General features: G+C 59.9%; 11 protein-coding genes. 7 read left to right on the top strand and 4 right to left on the bottom strand.

What is annotated here, in order from left to right; genetic code table 11:
* The first annotated feature begins 333 nt into the window (after positions 1-333).
* The 7 genes from EJA70_RS16095 to EJA70_RS16065 all read left to right on the top strand — a co-directional run bounded on the left by EJA70_RS16095 (position 334) and on the right by EJA70_RS16065 (position 10,645).
* On the top strand, positions 334-1,494 hold the full coding sequence (locus EJA70_RS16095) for an efflux RND transporter periplasmic adaptor subunit (RefSeq protein ID WP_158831960.1): 1,161 nt from the start codon (positions 334-336) through the stop codon (positions 1,492-1,494).
* A complete protein-coding gene (locus EJA70_RS16090; protein ID WP_158831958.1) occupies positions 1,491-4,604 on the top strand; it encodes a multidrug efflux RND transporter permease subunit in 3,114 nt (1,037 codons plus the stop codon). The genes EJA70_RS16095 and EJA70_RS16090 overlap by 4 nt, the downstream gene beginning before the upstream one ends.
* Before the next feature lie 9 nt (positions 4,605-4,613).
* A complete protein-coding gene (locus EJA70_RS16085) occupies positions 4,614-5,291 on the top strand; it encodes a heavy metal response regulator transcription factor (RefSeq protein ID WP_007916978.1) in 678 nt (225 codons plus the stop codon).
* Positions 5,281-6,645 carry a heavy metal sensor histidine kinase gene (locus tag EJA70_RS16080; protein WP_158831956.1) on the top strand — a complete coding sequence of 455 codons (1,365 nt, stop codon included), beginning with the start codon at positions 5,281-5,283 and terminating at the stop codon, positions 6,643-6,645. Before EJA70_RS16085 ends, EJA70_RS16080 begins: the two co-directional genes overlap by 11 nt.
* A gap of 536 nt (positions 6,646-7,181) precedes the next feature.
* A complete protein-coding gene (locus EJA70_RS16075; RefSeq protein ID WP_158831954.1) occupies positions 7,182-7,403 on the top strand; it encodes a hypothetical protein in 222 nt (73 codons plus the stop codon).
* 194 nt (positions 7,404-7,597) lie between these two features.
* On the top strand, positions 7,598-8,914 hold the full coding sequence (locus tag EJA70_RS16070; protein ID WP_158831952.1) for an OprD family porin: 1,317 nt from the start codon (positions 7,598-7,600) through the stop codon (positions 8,912-8,914).
* Between the two features lie 222 nt (positions 8,915-9,136).
* Entirely contained in the window at positions 9,137-10,645 is a 1,509-nt protein-coding gene (locus EJA70_RS16065) for a sensor domain-containing diguanylate cyclase (RefSeq protein WP_158831950.1), read from the top strand.
* 130 nt (positions 10,646-10,775) lie between these two features.
* On the opposite strand, the gene lpxC is transcribed toward EJA70_RS16065, so the two are convergent.
* The 4 genes from lpxC to EJA70_RS16045 form a co-directional block, all read right to left on the bottom strand.
* Positions 10,776-11,687: a UDP-3-O-acyl-N-acetylglucosamine deacetylase gene (lpxC, locus tag EJA70_RS16060; protein ID WP_008082763.1), complete on the bottom strand. Its 912-nt coding sequence runs from the start codon at positions 11,685-11,687 to the stop codon at positions 10,776-10,778.
* Positions 11,688-11,799: 112 nt separating this feature from the next.
* Positions 11,800-12,996, bottom strand: coding sequence for a cell division protein FtsZ (gene ftsZ, locus EJA70_RS16055; RefSeq protein ID WP_158831948.1), 1,197 nt, complete (start codon positions 12,994-12,996; stop codon positions 11,800-11,802).
* Positions 12,997-13,100: 104 nt separating this feature from the next.
* Positions 13,101-14,360 (bottom strand): cell division protein FtsA, encoded by a 1,260-nt coding sequence (gene ftsA / locus EJA70_RS16050; RefSeq protein WP_008082764.1) that lies wholly within the window; start codon positions 14,358-14,360, stop codon positions 13,101-13,103.
* A 15-nt stretch (positions 14,361-14,375) separates the two neighbouring features.
* A complete protein-coding gene (locus EJA70_RS16045) occupies positions 14,376-15,242 on the bottom strand; it encodes a cell division protein FtsQ/DivIB (protein WP_158831946.1) in 867 nt (288 codons plus the stop codon).
* Between the last annotated feature and the right edge of the window lie 2 nt (positions 15,243-15,244).

Here is a 15,244-nt window from a genome sequence, read left to right as displayed (position 1 = left end):
GGAGCGCAGCGACCGTTTGGCGCAGCCAAACACAGCGAGAGGAGGTGCAGCGAAGCAAACCGTAGGCGCTGCGCCCGGATCGATCCCGGAGCGAAGGAACCCCGAGCCCCAGCGAGCGGGCCGCACGTAGGAGCAAGCCTTTTTGGTTACTTTTTCGGCGTCTGGAAAAAGTGACCCGCCGTAAGGGCGGAACCGTAATCAGCAACACCCGCAACAACGGATATGTACCCAACGAAACTGACAGCGCCGACAGCCAGCCGTCACCCTCCTGACCCCCAAACAAGTTTATAAAGACCCTAACCCTGCCCAAAATCCGTCCGGCGCCCACCCCGCATGCGAATCCAAAAGAACAAAGCCCTGCTCGCCACCCTATTGATCGTCCTCGCAGGCGCAGGTCTGTGGTACGCCCTGAAACCCGCCCCGACCAAACTCGCCACCCCCACGGCCATCCCGGTGCGAGTCATCGCGGTCAGCGAAAAAGACGTCCCCCGCTACACCAGCGGCATCGGCTCCGTACTCTCCCTGCACAGCGTGGTAGTGCGCCCACAAATAGACGGCATCCTCACCAAAATCCTCGTCAAAGAAGGCCAACTGGTCAAAACAGGCGACCTGCTGGCCACCATCGACGACCGCTCCATCCGCGCCAGCCTCGACCAGACCCGCGCCCAACTGGGCGAAAGCCAGGCACAATTGCAAGTCGCCCTGGTCAACCTCAAACGCTACAAACTGCTCACCGTCGACGACGGCATCTCGAAACAGACCTACGACCAGCAACAAGCCTTGGTCAACCAACTCAAAGCCACCGCCCAAGGCAATCAGGCGTCGATTGATGCCGCGCAGGTACAACTTTCCTACACGCAGATCCGCTCTCCGGTCACCGGCCGCGTCGGTATTCGCACAGTCGACGAAGGCAACTTCCTGCGCATGACCGACACCGCCGGCCTGTTCACCGTCACCCAGATCGACCCGATCGCCGTTGAGTTTTCCCTGCCCCAGCAAATGCTGCCGACCCTGCAAGGCCTGATCAACGATCCGCAACGCGCCCAGGTCAAGGCCTACATCGGCGCCGACACTGATGGCGAAACCGGCAACCTGCTCGGCGAAGGTCACCTGACCCTGATCGACAACCAGATCAACGCCAACACCGGCACCATCCGCGCCAAGGCCAAATTCGACAACGCCAGCCAGAAGCTCTGGCCCGGCCTGTTGGTCACGGTAAAAATTCAGACAGCCCTCGACAAAGATGCGCTGGTCGTCCCACCCACCGTCGTACAACGTGGCCTCGACCAACACTTCGTTTACCGGGTGAATGGCGACAAGGTCGAAGCCGTACAAGTGCAGATGGTTTACCAAGGCAGCGGCCAGGACATCATCAAAGGCGTGAAGGCCGGTGACGTGCTGGTCACCGACGGCCAGTCGCGGCTCAAGCCCGGCTCGACCGTGCAAGTGATGACCGAGCCGGCGCAGGTGGTGCAAGCGGAGCCAAAACCATGAAGGCGCACAAAGGCGTCTCCACGTGGTGCATCGATCACCCGGTCGCCACAATCCTGCTGACCATCGCTCTGGTGCTGGTCGGTTTGATTGCCTTCCCGCGCTTGCCGATTGCCCCACTGCCGGAAGCGGAATTTCCGACGATTCAGGTTTCCGCGCAGTTGCCGGGCGCCAGCCCCGACACCATGGCTTCATCCGTGGCCACGCCGCTGGAGGTGCAATTCAGCGCCATCCCCGGCATGACCCAGATGACTTCAAGCAGTGCGCTGGGCTCAAGCCTGCTGACCCTGCAATTCACCCTCGATAAAAGCATCGACACCGCCGCGCAAGAAGTCCAGGCGGCGATCAACACCGCCGCCGGCAAACTGCCCAAGGACATGCCGACGCTGCCCACCTGGAAGAAGGTCAACCCGGCCGACAGCCCGGTGCTGATCCTCAGCGTCAGCTCGACGCAGATGCCCGGCACCGAACTCAGCGACCTGGTGGAAACCCTGCTCTCGCGTCAGATCAGCCAGATCGACGGCGTAGGCCAAATCAACATCACCGGTCAGCAACGTCCGGCGATTCGTGTGCAAGCCTCGGCGGACAAACTCGCGGCGATCGGCCTGACCCTCGCCGACATTCGTCTGGCGATTCAACAGACCAGCCTCAACCTCGCCAAAGGTGCGCTGTACGGTGAATCGAGCATCTCGACGCTGTCGACCAACGACCAGTTGTTCCATCCTGAGGACTACAGCCAACTCATCGTTTCCTACAAGGATGGCGCCCCGGTTCACCTGCGCGATGTCGCCAAAGTCGTCAACGGTTCGGAAGATGCCTACGTGCAAGCGTGGGCCGGTGACCAACCCGGGGTGAACCTGGTGATCTCGCGCCAGCCCGGCGCCAACATCGTTGAAACCGTCGACCGCATTCAAGCCGCCCTGCCCGGCCTCGAAGCGATGTTGCCGGCCTCGGTGCAAGTGAAAACCCTGATCGACCGCACCCAGACCATTCGCGCCTCGCTGCATGAGGTCGAAATCACCCTGTTGATCGCGATCATGCTGGTGGTCGCGGTGATGGCGCTGTTCCTGCGCCAGCTGTCGGCGACCCTTATCGTGTCGGCAGTGCTCGGCGTGTCGCTGATCGCCAGTTTCGCCTTGATGTACATCCTCGGCTTCAGCCTGAACAACCTGACGCTGGTGGCGATCGTGGTGGCCGTGGGGTTTGTGGTCGACGATGCGATTGTGGTGGTGGAAAACATCCACCGGCATCTGGAGGCCGGCGACGACATGCGCGAAGCGGCGATCAAGGGCGCAGGCGAGATCGGATTCACTGTGGTGTCGATCAGTTTCTCGTTGGTGGCGGCGTTTATTCCGCTGCTGTTCATGGGCGGCGTAGTCGGGCGACTGTTCAAGGAGTTCGCCCTGACCGCGACCTCGACCATCATGATTTCCGTGGTGGTGTCGCTGACCCTCGCGCCTACGCTCGCCGCACTGTTCATGCGCAAACCGGTGCACCACGCCCACGACAAACCGGGCTTCAGCGAACGCCTGCTCGGCTGGTATGAACGAGGCCTGCGCCGCGCCCTCGCCCATCAGAAATTGATGATCGGCGTATTCGGTTTGTCGCTGGCAATGGCCATCGGCGGTTACATCTTTATCCCCAAGGGTTTCTTCCCGGTGCAGGACACCGGTTTCGTCCTCGGCACCACTGAAGCCGCTGCGGATATTTCCTACGGCGACATGGTGAAAAAACACTTGGCCATGGCCGAAATCGTCGCCGCTGATCCGGCGGTTCAGGCGTTTTCCCATTCAGTCGGTGTCTCCGGCAGCAACCAGACCATCGCCAACGGCCGCTTCTGGATCGCCCTGAAAAAACGCGGTGACCGTGATGTTTCAGCCAGCCAGTTCATCGACCGCATCCGTCCGCAACTGATGAAAGTCCCCGGCATCGTGCTGTACCTGCGCGCCGGCCAGGACATCAACCTCAGCTCCGGGCCGAGCCGTGCGCAATATCAATACGTGCTCAAGAGTAATGACGGCGCGACCCTCGCGACATGGACGCAACGCCTCACGGAAAAACTGCGCAGCAACCCTGCATTCCGCGACATTTCCAACGACCTGCAACTGGGCGGCAGCATCACCCACATCAGCATCGACCGCAGCGCCGCCGCGCGTTTTGGCCTGACCGCCAGCGATGTCGACGAGGCGCTGTACGACGCCTTCGGTCAACGCCAGATCAATGAATTCCAGACCCAGGTCAACCAGTACAACGTGATTCTGGAACTGGACACCAAGCAGCGCGGCAAGGCCGAAAGCCTCAACTATTTCTATCTGCGCTCACCGCTGAGTGGCGAGATGGTGCCGTTGTCGGCGCTGGCCAAATTTGATGCGCCGACCATTGGCCCGTTGTCGATTGCCCACGACGGCATGTTCCCCGCCGCCAACCTGTCGTTCAACCTCGCGCCCGGCGTGGCGTTGGGTGATGCGGTGATTCTGCTTAATCAGGCCAAGGCCGAGATCGGCATGCCGACGGCGATCAGCGGCAATTTTCAGGGTGCGGCGCAGGCGTTCCAGAGTTCGCTGGCAAGTCAGCCGTGGCTGATTCTCGCGGCGCTGGTGGCGGTGTACATCATTCTCGGTGTGCTTTATGAAAGCTTCGTACACCCGCTGACGATCATTTCGACATTGCCGGCGGCAGGCTTGGGCGCGGTGATCATGCTGTGGATCTGCGGCCAGGACTTTTCGATCATGGCGTTGATCGGCCTGGTGTTGCTGATCGGTATCGTCAAGAAGAACGGCATCCTGATGATCGACTTCGCGCTGGAGGCGCAGCGCCATCGAGGGCTGTCGCCGCAGGATGCAATTTTCGAGGCATGCATCACGCGGTTCCGGCCGATCATCATGACCACCCTCGCCGCCCTGCTCGGCGCGCTGCCGCTGATGCTCGGTTACGGCACCGGCGCCGAGTTGCGCCAACCGCTGGGGATCGCGGTGGTCGGCGGCTTGCTGGTCAGCCAGATGCTGACGTTGTTTACCACTCCAGTCATATACTTGTGGCTTGAGCGGCTGTTTCACCGGCACTCACACCCACCAGCCCCAACGCCCGCACCGGCACTGGCGACCACAGACTGAGGCAGGGTCATGCGCGTTCTGATTATCGAAGACGAGGAAAAAACCGCGGATTATCTGCACCGCGGTCTGACGGAACAGGGTTACACCGTGGATCTGGCCCGCGACGGCGTCGAGGGTCTGCATCTGGCGCTGGAAAGCGACTACGCGGTTATTGTCCTCGACGTCATGTTGCCGGGCCTCGATGGCTTCGGCGTGCTGCGCGCATTGCGGGCGCGCAAGCAGACCCCGGTGATCATGCTCACCGCTCGCGAGCGCGTCGAAGACCGCATCAAAGGCCTGCGCGACGGTGCCGACGATTACCTCGGCAAACCGTTTTCCTTCCTTGAACTGGTCGCGCGCCTGCAAGCGCTGACCCGGCGCAGTGGCGGCCATGAACCGGTGCAAGTGAGCATCGCCGACCTGTGGATAGATTTGATCAGCCGCAAGGCCACCCGCGCCGGCACGCGCCTGGATCTGACCGCCAAAGAGTTTTCGCTGCTGAGCGTATTGGCTCGCCGCCAGGGTGAAATCCTCTCGAAAACCGCGATTGCCGAGATGGTCTGGGACATCAATTTCGACAGCGATGCCAACGTCGTCGAAGTTGCGATCAAACGCCTGCGCGCCAAGCTTGACGGGCCGTTCGACGAGAAACTGCTGCACACCATTCGCGGCATGGGTTATGTGCTGGAGAGCCGTGGTGTCCAGTAATTCGATTGCCCTGCGCCTCAGTGGCATGTTCACGCTGGTGGCGTTGCTGGTGTTTCTGTTGATCGGCGGTGCGCTCTATCAGCAGGTCGATAAAGGCTTGGGCCTGCTGCCGGAAGCCGAGTTGGATGCGCGATACAGCGTGCTCGAATCGGCGCTCAATCGCTTCGGCACCCCGGAGCACTGGGCGAAGATCACCGCCAAGTTGAAGCTGCTCGGCGAAGAGGACAAGCGCATTCGGTTCTGGGTGGTGAGCGGCGATCCGGGTTACGAATACGGTCAACCCGATGCGGCGATTCGTGCCTTCGCCCAAGGCCCGTTGGGCATGCATGACCTGCAGTTGGCCGAGCATCCTTATCCGCTGAAAGTGCTGCTGACCGAGTTGCCGGCCAAGGACCAGCGGCCGCCGCTGCGCTTCATGATCGGCATTGATACCGAGACGTTTCACGAGACTCAGCACAACCTGTTGATCGCCCTGATCGGGCTGGCGATTGTCGGTGTGTTGATGGCCTCGGCGCTGGGTTACTGGGTGGCGCGGATCGGCCTGAAACCGCTGATCAAACTCTCCCATGAAGCCCAACGTCTGGCGCCGCCGCTGCGGGCCGGGCGCTTGCGTTTGTCACCGCTGCCGCCGGAGCTGGAGCAGTTTGTCGACTCGTTCAACTCGACGCTGGAACGGGTCGAACTGGCCTACTCGCGACTGGAGTCGTTCAACGCCGACGTCGCCCATGAGTTACGCTCGCCGCTGACCAATCTGATCGGCCAGACCCAAGTGGCGCTGACCCGTGGGCGCTCTGCCGAACACTACTTTGAAGTGCTGCAATCGAATCTGGAAGAGCTGGAACGGCTGCGTTCGATCATCAACGACATGCTGTTTCTGGCCAGTGCCGATCAGGGCAACAAGGCGACCAAACTCACCTCGACTTCGCTGGCTGATGAGGTGGCGACGACACTGGAGTATCTGGATTTCATTCTTGAAGATGCGCAGGTTGAGGTGCAGGTCAGTGGTGATGCGCTGGTGCAGATCGAGGTCGCGCATTTGCGTCGGGCGTTGATCAATCTGCTGAGCAATGCGGTGCAGCACACCGGGCCAGGTCAGGTGATCGAGGTGCGGATTGAGGTTGAGGAACATCAAGTGAGTATCGGCGTCGCCAACCCCGGCTCGCCGATTGCCAGTGAACATTTGCCACGCTTGTTCGAGCGGTTTTATCGAGTGGATGCGTCGCGCAGTAACAGCGGCAATAACCATGGATTGGGGCTGGCGATCGTCAAGGCGATTGCGCTGATGCATGGCGGGGATGTGTTTGTGCGCAGTGATCGGGGGATGAATACTTTCGGGATGTATTTGCCGTTCTGAAAAGCCCCTCACCCTAACCCTCTCCCGGAGGGAGAGGGGACTGATTGGGGGATGCTGCAGATGTGCACCGACCTGATCTTGATTTACCGAATCCATAATCGACTCGATCTTTCAGGTCGATGTACAACGCCAGACACCTCGGTCAGCTCCCTCTCCCTCCGGGAGAGGGGACTGATTGGGGGATGCTGCAGATGTGCACCGACCTGATCTTGATTTACCGAATCCATAATCGACTCGATCTTTCAGGTCGATGTACAACGCCAGACACCTCGGTCAGCTCCCTCTCCCTCCGGGAGAGGGTTGGGGTGAGGGGCTTTTGACTGACATTGAAATATCGAGTCGAACTCAGGCTTTGAAAAGCCCCCAATCTGCTCCCTTTCCCCCTTGCCCCATTGGGTGAGAGGGCTGGGGTGAGGGGGTGATCTTTGCTTGTGCTGTAACAGTCATTTATGAAAATCGCGCTGTTTCCCGTCGCCCGGCAACCTTATCTTTGCCCGCACCAAACAGCACACTCGCCAAGCGAGAAGGTTTTCAAGATGTCCAACAGTATGGGTATTGCCAGCGCTTTCGTTTTGTCCTCATTGATCCTGTCGCCGTTGGCGATGGCTGAAGAATCCCACGCGTTCGTGGCGCAGAACTCTGCCCGCGCTCAAGCGTATGACCAGCATCAGGCAGAAATGATGGCCAAGGCCAAAGACGCGACGCAGGCCCCTCAGGCTGCAACGTCCCAGGCTCAATCGCTGGAAAAAGACAGCTGAGTCGCGCACCGCACCGTTTCCCTCGACGCGGTTGTTTGGCTCTTCCCGTTCAACCGTCGTCATTCCAGGCCGCTGCCGTTCAGCGGCCTTTTTTCGTTGTGGTCTGAAAGCCGTTTGGTTCGTCTGTAACAACAAGAAACATCGAGCGCCTCAAAATATAGAGGCGCCAGTTGACCCAAGGAGCTCCATTGCACGTGCGTTACCCAGTCCGTTTCACCCCGTTGTTCATTGCAATTGCCGCAACGATTGCCCCTGCCGTTCACGCTGACGAGCCTGCCAAAGAAGGTTTCGTCGAAGGTTCGAGCCTCAACCTCAACGCCCGCAACTACTACATGAATCGTAACCGCTTGCAGCACGCGGACGACAACATCGAGTGGGGCCAGGGCTTTCTCGGGGTCTTCCAATCGGGTTACACCGAAGGCACGGTCGGTTTCGGCATCGATGCCCACGCCATGCTCGGGCTGAAACTCGACGGCGGTGGCGGCACGGACGGTTCGAGCATCCTGCCGGTCCGAGAAAATGGCGGCAAAGCACCGGGAGCTTTCTCCACCGCCGGTGGCACACTGAAAATGCGTGCGTTCGATACCGAGTTGAAGGCCGGTGATCTGTTCCTCACCAATCCGGTGATTGCCGGCGGTGACACGCGCATGCTGCCGCAGACGTTTCGTGGTGTGAGCCTGGCCAACCACAGCTTCGATGGCTGGTTGATCGAGGGCGGTCAGGCCAGCTTCACCAAGCCGTACAACCAGAGCGGTCACACGCGCATCGGCACCTCCTACGGCACCCTGGCCGATGGCGATGAGAGCCAGCACTTGAACTGGGCCGGCGTGGCCTGGAGCGGTGTCGAAGGCCTGACCAGCAGCCTTTACGCCTCTGAGCTGAAGGACATCTGGAACCAGTACTACTACGACCTGGATTACACCTGGCAGTTGAACGATCTGGTCAGCCTCAACCCGGGCCTGCACTTCTATCACACGCAAGACACCGGCGATGCGCTGCTCGGCAATATCGACAACAACACCTACAGCCTGCATTTCACCGTGGGTGTCGGCAGCCACAGCGTCACCGCCGTGTATCAGCGGGTCAACGGCAACACGCCGTTCGACTACATCAGCCAGGGCGACAGCGTTTACCTCGACAACTCGCAGCAGTACTCGGACTTCAACGGCCCGAATGAGCGCTCGTGGAAACTCAAGTACGCCTACGACTTCGCCGGTGTGGGTTATCCGGGGCTGACGTCGGCGGTGTCGTACTCGCGCGGGACGGTGGATCTGACCAAGGTCGATCCTGACGGCAAGGGCTATTCCAACTGGTACAGCGCTGAAGGGCGCAATGCCAAGCATTGGGAGCGCGATATCGATCTCAAATATGTCGTGCAAAGCGGCCAGGCGAAAGACCTGGCGGTACGCCTGCAATGGGCGACCAACCGTGGCGGCAACGGCTACGGCGCGATTGATTCGGACACGGATGAATACCGCGTGATCATCGACTACCCGATCAACGTCTTCTAAGATCAGCAACAAATCAGTTGCGATCTGATACAAATTTTGATTGGAATGTTTTTTGTGGCGAGGGGATTTATCCCCGATGGGCTGCGCAGCAGACCCTTTTTTGGGGCCGCTTCGCAGCCCGGCGGGGATAAATCCCCTCGCCACAGTAGATCTGTTTTAGTGTTATCCCCCGCAGTGTTTGTGCAACTACGCTTATAAGATCCCCTAATCGATAACCCCATCATGATCGCGAGCCGTACCCCTCCGGTTTCGGGCAAGACCGGACGCCCCGAACTGCTGCTGATTTGCGGCAGCTCGCTGACCGTGATCGCGATTTTATGCATCGTCACCTTTCTGCTGATCCGCGAGCACGCCAACGCTCAGGAATCGGCGACCCGCAGCGCCACCACCATCGCCCAGTTGATCGACGCCGATGTGTTGCGCACCGTCGAACTCTACGACCTGACCCTGCAAGGCCTGATCGCCGCCGCCCAGCGCGATGATTTGCGCGATGTCACTCCGCAGGTCCGCCACTTGGCGCTGTTCGACCGTTCCACCACCGCACGTTTCAAGGGCGACATCCTGCTCCTCGACAAGCATGGCGACGTGCTCGCCGACTCTTCGCGGGTCGAACCGAAACCGGGCAATTTCGCCGACCGCGACTACTTCCTTGCCCACGCCTTCAATCGCGATGTCGGCATGTTTATCAGCCGGCCGTTCAAGACCCGTTGCGACTGCGACGAAGCCAATCAATGGCGCATCAGTTTCAGCCGGCGCATTTCCTCGGACACCGGCGAATTCGTCGGGGTGGCGGTGGCGTCGATGAAGCTCGACTACTTCGATCAACTGTTCAAAAGCCTCGACATCGGCAAGGGCAGCACGCTGAACATCATCGACAACGACGGCGTCCTGCTGGCGCAAAAGCCTTATCTGCAAAGCGATTCGATCGGCAAGAGCTTCGGCAATCGGCCCAATGTCATTCGCATACTGCGCGACAAGGACGGCAACGGCAGTTTCAGCAGCACCTCGAGCATGGATCATCAGCAGCGTCTCTATACCTATTCGCGCGTCGGCAACCTGCCGCTGACGGTGATGGTCGCGCTATCCAGCGATGAAGTATTCGCCACTTGGCGCCGCACCGCGATCCTGATCAGCGGCGCCACCGGCGTGCTCTGCGTGGGTTTGCTGTGGCTGACCTGGCTGCTGGCCCGCGAACTGCGCCGACGCCAGCGCGCCGAACACGAACTGGCGCAACTGGCAGCCACTGATGCGCTGACCGGTGTCGCCAACCGTCGGATGCTCGATCAGGCGCTGCGTCACGAATGGTTTCGGGCCCAGCGTTCGGGCAAGCCGATGTCGGTGATGATGATCGATGCCGACCACTTCAAGGCGTTCAATGATCGCCACGGACATCAGGCCGGGGATCAGGCGCTGCGTGAGCTGGCCATGGTGATCACGGCGAATGTGCGGCGGCCGGCGGATCTGGTCGCGCGGTATGGCGGCGAGGAGTTTTCGGTGATTTTGGCTGAGACCGACGGTCATGGGGCGCAGCAGATTGCCGAGCATATTCGACAGGCGGTGGAGCAGTTGCCGTTGGTCGAGGGGGCTGAGCGGCCGATGACGGTAAGTATTGGCATCGCGACCTGGACGTCGGCGAGTGAGATGACGCTGGAGCAGCTGTTGTTTGCGGCGGACAAAGCGTTGTATCAGGCCAAGGAAGGTGGGCGCAATCGGGTGGTAATCGCAACCTGACAGATGTATTGGCCTCAACGGCCCCATCGCTGGCTTGCCAGCGATGGGCCAGATCAGGCACTAGAGAAATTGCAGGCATAAAAAAAGGCCATCCGAGGATGGCCTTCAAAAAACTAGAGAGGTTTTTTACTTACACCGCCGCAACCGGGCGCATGTAAGAGATTGGTGCGGTGCTGGCGTCATCGAACGTCACCACTTCCCAAGCATCTGTTTGCTCAATCAACTTGCGCAACAGCTGGTTGTTCAGTGCATGACCGGACTTGAAGCCTTTGAACTCACCAATCAGGCTGTTACCCAAAAGGTACAGGTCGCCAATGGCATCGAGGATCTTGTGCTTCACGAATTCGTCTTCATAGCGAAGGCCGTCTTCGTTCAACACGCCATCGGCATCGACCACGATTGCGTTTTCAACGCTGCCGCCGAGTGCGAGGTTGTGCTTGCGCAGGTACTCGATATCACTCATGAAACCAAAGGTACGGGCGCGGCTGACTTCTTTTACGAACGAAGTGCTGGAAAAATCCACGCTTGCACTTTGGGTGCGGTCCCGGAAAACCGGGTGATCGAAATCGATCTCGAAGCTCACCTTGAACCCTTCGAAAGGGACGAAAGTGGCGCGCTTGTCGCCATCTTCCACTGTCACTTCACGCAGGATGCGGATGAATTTCTTGGCGGCGTCCTGTTCTTCCAGGCCTGCCGATTGAATCAGGAATACGAAGGGTCCAGCGCTGCCATCCATGATCGGGACTTCGGACGCGGAGAGCTCGACGTAGGCGTTATCGATGCCCAGGCCAGCCATGGCCGAGAGCAAGTGCTCTACCGTGTCCACTTTCACGTCGCCGTTAATCAGCGTCGTCGACATAGTGGTTTCACCGACGTTTTCCGCGCGGGCAGGGATCTGCACCACAGGGTCGAGGTCAGCGCGACAAAACACAATGCCAGTGTCGACAGGCGCAGGCTTGAGGGTCAGATAGACCTTCTCACCGGAGTGCAGGCCTACACCTGTGGCACGGATAATATTTTTCAGTGTGCGTTGTTTAATCATGGCTTGGGCCGCTTCAGCGCAAATTGCGAACTGGTATCAACAAAGGCTGGCGATGATAGCAGACCATGCCTTTGCTGAACACCAATCACCTTCATAGCCCTGATACATTCCATCAATCGGCCTGACGACGCAGGAATGCCGGGATGTCCAGGTAGTCCAGATCATCTTGCGGATTCATCTTCGCGGCAGCCGCAGCACCGGCCTGAGCCTGGTTGCGCATGACGGTCGGACGGTCCAGATCACGGTAGTTGACCGCTGGCGCTTCCTGACGGGCCGCAGCCGGTTGTTGCACCTGAGCGGAAGCCATGGAAGTGTGAACGGTGTTGTCGATGATCTTTACAGGCTTCTCGATTTTCGCGCCCAGACCGGTGGCAACCACAGTCACGTGCAACTCGTCACGCATGTCCGGATCGATAACGGTACCGACCTTGACCATCGCGTGCTCGGAAGCGAAGGCTTCGATGATGCTACCCACGTCGGAGTACTCACCCAGGGACAGGTCAGGACCGGCGGTGATGTTCACCAGAATGCCGCGTGCGCCCTGCAGGTTCACGTCTTCCAGCAGCGGGTTGCGGATGGCCGCTTCGGTGGCTTCACGTGCACGGTTCGGACCGCTGGCGCAGCCAGTGCCCATCATCGCCATGCCCATTTCGCTCATCACGGTACGCACGTCGGCGAAGTCGACGTTGATCATGCCCGGACGCTTGATGATGTCGGAGATACCGCGAACGGCACCGGCCAGTACATCGTCGGCCTTGGCGAAAGCCGACAAGAGGCTTGCGTCTTTACCGAGGATGGTCAGCAGCTTCTCGTTAGGAATGGTGATCAACGAGTCGACGCTTTCGGACAGCATGCGGATGCCTTCATCGGCGATCTGCATACGCTTGCGGCCTTCGAACGGGAACGGACGAGTCACGACCGCAACGGTCAGAATGCCCATTTCCTTGGCCACTTCGGCGATGATCGGTGCAGCACCGGTACCGGTACCGCCGCCCATGCCAGTGGTGATGAACACCATGTTGGTGCCCTGCAGCACTTCGGCAATACGCTCGCGGTCTTCCAGAGCAGCCTGACGGCCGACTTCAGGGTTCGCGCCGGCGCCGAGGCCTTTGGTCACGCCAGTGCCCAGTTGCAGGATGGTACGCGCGCCGATGTTTTTCAGCGCTTGAGCATCGGTGTTGGCGCAGATGAATTCAACGCCTTCGATGTTGCTCTTGACCATGTGGTTGACAGCGTTGCCGCCGCCACCGCCGACACCGATAACTTTGATTACCGGGCTTGCGGGGATGTTGTCTACGAGTTCGAACATTTTCCCTCTCCTTACATTCTCTAGTTTTTTCGCCTACTGCATTTTTGTCGCGGTGCATCTACTGCTACTGCTTGCCGCTCGAAGCTTGACGCTTCCAGCTGCTTTTAAAAGTTGCCTTGAACCCACTTCTTCAATCGGTCCAGCAACGGCGCCTGTGGCTCTTCGTTGCTGTAGCTGTCGCGGCTGCCGATGCCCGAGAACGAGATCCCGTCGGACTGCTTTTGCAGGCCGTACATCAACAAGCCAACGCCAGTGGAATAAATCGGGTTGCGCACTACGTCATCCAGACCTTTGACGCCGTGCGGCACGCCCAGACGAACCGGCATGTGGAAGATTTCTTCGGCCAGTTCAGTGGCGCCTTCCATTTTCGAGGTGCCACCGGTGAGGACGATGCCGGCCGGGATCAGGTCTTCGTAGCCGCTGCGACGCAGCTCTGCCTGAATCAGCGTGAACAGTTCGTCATAACGCGGCTCGACCACTTCGGCCAGGGCCTGACGTGACAGTTCGCGCGGTGGACGGTCGCCGACGCTTGGCACCTTGATGGTTTCACCGGCACCGGCCAGTTTCGCCAGGGCGCAGGCGTAGCGGATTTTGATTTCTTCGGCGTACTGGGTCGGAGTGCGCAACGCCATGGCGATGTCGTTGGTCACCTGATCACCGGCAATCGGGATCACCGCGGTGTGACGAATCGCACCTTCGGTGAAGATCGCGATGTCAGTGGTGCCGCCGCCGATGTCGACCAGGCACACGCCCAGCTCTTTTTCGTCGTCGGTCAGTACCGAGTAGGCCGAGGCCAGTTGCTCGAGAATGATGTCGTCGATTTCCAGACCGCAGCGGCGCACGCATTTTTCAATGTTCTGTGCAGCGTTGACGGCGCAGGTGACCACGTGAACCTTGGCTTCCAGACGCACGCCAGACATGCCCAGTGGCTCACGAACGCCTTCCTGGTTATCGATCACGTAATCCTGCGGCAGGGTGTGCAGCACACGCTGGTCAGCCGGGATCGCCACGGCCTGGGCGGCGTCGAGGACGCGCTCAAGGTCAGCCGAGCTGACTTCGCGATCACGGATCGCGACGATGCCGTGGGAGTTCAGGCTGCGGATGTGATTGCCCGCCACGCCAACGAACGCCGAGTGAATGCGGCAGCCCGCCATCAGTTGGGCTTCTTCGATCGCGCGCTGGATCGATTGCACGGTGGATTCGATGTTGACCACCACGCCCTTCTTCAGGCCACGGGACGGATGGGTACCGATCCCGACGATTTCCAGCGAGCCGTCGTCGGAGACCTCGCCGACCAGCGCCACCACCTTGGAGGTGCCGATATCGAGACCGACGATCATTTTGCCGCTTTGCACGTTTGCCATGGGTCCTGCCTCTTCTTAATTCTTTGCGACAGCGGGTTTGTCTGTCGTCGGCGCTACAGGTTCCCGCCAGCCAACAGCAAGGCCGTTGGCATAGCGCAGATCGATGCGCGCAATGTTCGTAATCTGGTCTTTAAGCGTCTTGTCATAGATGGCGATAAAGCGGCGCATCTTTTCCACCAGGTTGCCGCGTCCCAGCAGCAACTCGATGCCGGTGCCGGAACTGCCGGCACCGGTGGTCAGGAACCAGCTGCCGCGTTCACGCAATTCCAGGCGCGCAATCGAGAAGCCCAACGGCCGCAGCATCTGGCTCAGCACCTGATACTGCTGCATCACTTGCTGCTGGGCCCGTTGTGGGCCGAACAGCTGTGGCAGGTGTTCGTAGTTCGCCAGCTCCTTGGGCGTAAACGCCTGGCCCTGGTTGTTCAGCAACGACTCGTCACCCCATCGCGCCACAGGCAGTTGCTCTTCGAGGCGGATCACCACTTGATCCGGCCACACCCGACGCACTTCGGCGTGGGCGATCCAGGGCATCTGCTCAAGCTCGGTGCGCATCCCGGCCAGGTCGATGGTGAAGAAGCTCGACGCCACAAACGGGGCGATCCGCTGCTGCACCGCTTGCTGACTGATGTAGCTCAGGTCGCCCTGCACGGCGATCTTGGTGATCGGCCGGTCGGCGTACGGCAGCAAACGCGTTGCCCCTTCGTACGTCCCAAAGCCCAGCACAACCAACAGCACCGGCCAGAACAGGCTTTTCAGAAAACCAAAATTGGCTTTCGGCAGGCGCGCGGACATCGGCTCTTTCGCCACCATACGGCTGGCACCCCGTGGCACCGGCTTGCGGCCGGGTGCGGGAGGCTGATGTCGGAGCTGAGCGCCTTGCATCG

It is taken from the genome of Pseudomonas sp. PB103, assembly GCF_009764635.1.
Taxonomy (GTDB): domain Bacteria; phylum Pseudomonadota; class Gammaproteobacteria; order Pseudomonadales; family Pseudomonadaceae; genus Aquipseudomonas.
This window is presented reverse-complemented; position numbering and strand designations above follow the sequence as displayed.

Excerpts from the sequence above, each read along its gene's own strand:
- EJA70_RS16095 (WP_158831960.1), top strand. The coding sequence starts at position 334 with ATGCGAATCCAAAAGAACAAAGCCCTGCTCGCCACCCTATTGATCGTC.
- EJA70_RS16090 (WP_158831958.1), top strand. The coding sequence starts at position 1,491 with ATGAAGGCGCACAAAGGCGTCTCCACGTGGTGCATCGATCACCCGGTC.
- EJA70_RS16085 (WP_007916978.1), top strand. The coding sequence starts at position 4,614 with ATGCGCGTTCTGATTATCGAAGACGAGGAAAAAACCGCGGATTATCTG.
- EJA70_RS16075 (WP_158831954.1), top strand. The coding sequence starts at position 7,182 with ATGTCCAACAGTATGGGTATTGCCAGCGCTTTCGTTTTGTCCTCATTG.
- EJA70_RS16065 (WP_158831950.1), top strand. The coding sequence starts at position 9,137 with ATGATCGCGAGCCGTACCCCTCCGGTTTCGGGCAAGACCGGACGCCCC.
- lpxC (WP_008082763.1), bottom strand. The coding sequence starts at position 11,687 with ATGATTAAACAACGCACACTGAAAAATATTATCCGTGCCACAGGTGTA.
- ftsZ (WP_158831948.1), bottom strand. The coding sequence starts at position 12,996 with ATGTTCGAACTCGTAGACAACATCCCCGCAAGCCCGGTAATCAAAGTT.
- ftsA (WP_008082764.1), bottom strand. The coding sequence starts at position 14,360 with ATGGCAAACGTGCAAAGCGGCAAAATGATCGTCGGTCTCGATATCGGC.
- EJA70_RS16045 (WP_158831946.1), bottom strand. The coding sequence starts at position 15,242 with ATGCAAGGCGCTCAGCTCCGACATCAGCCTCCCGCACCCGGCCGCAAG.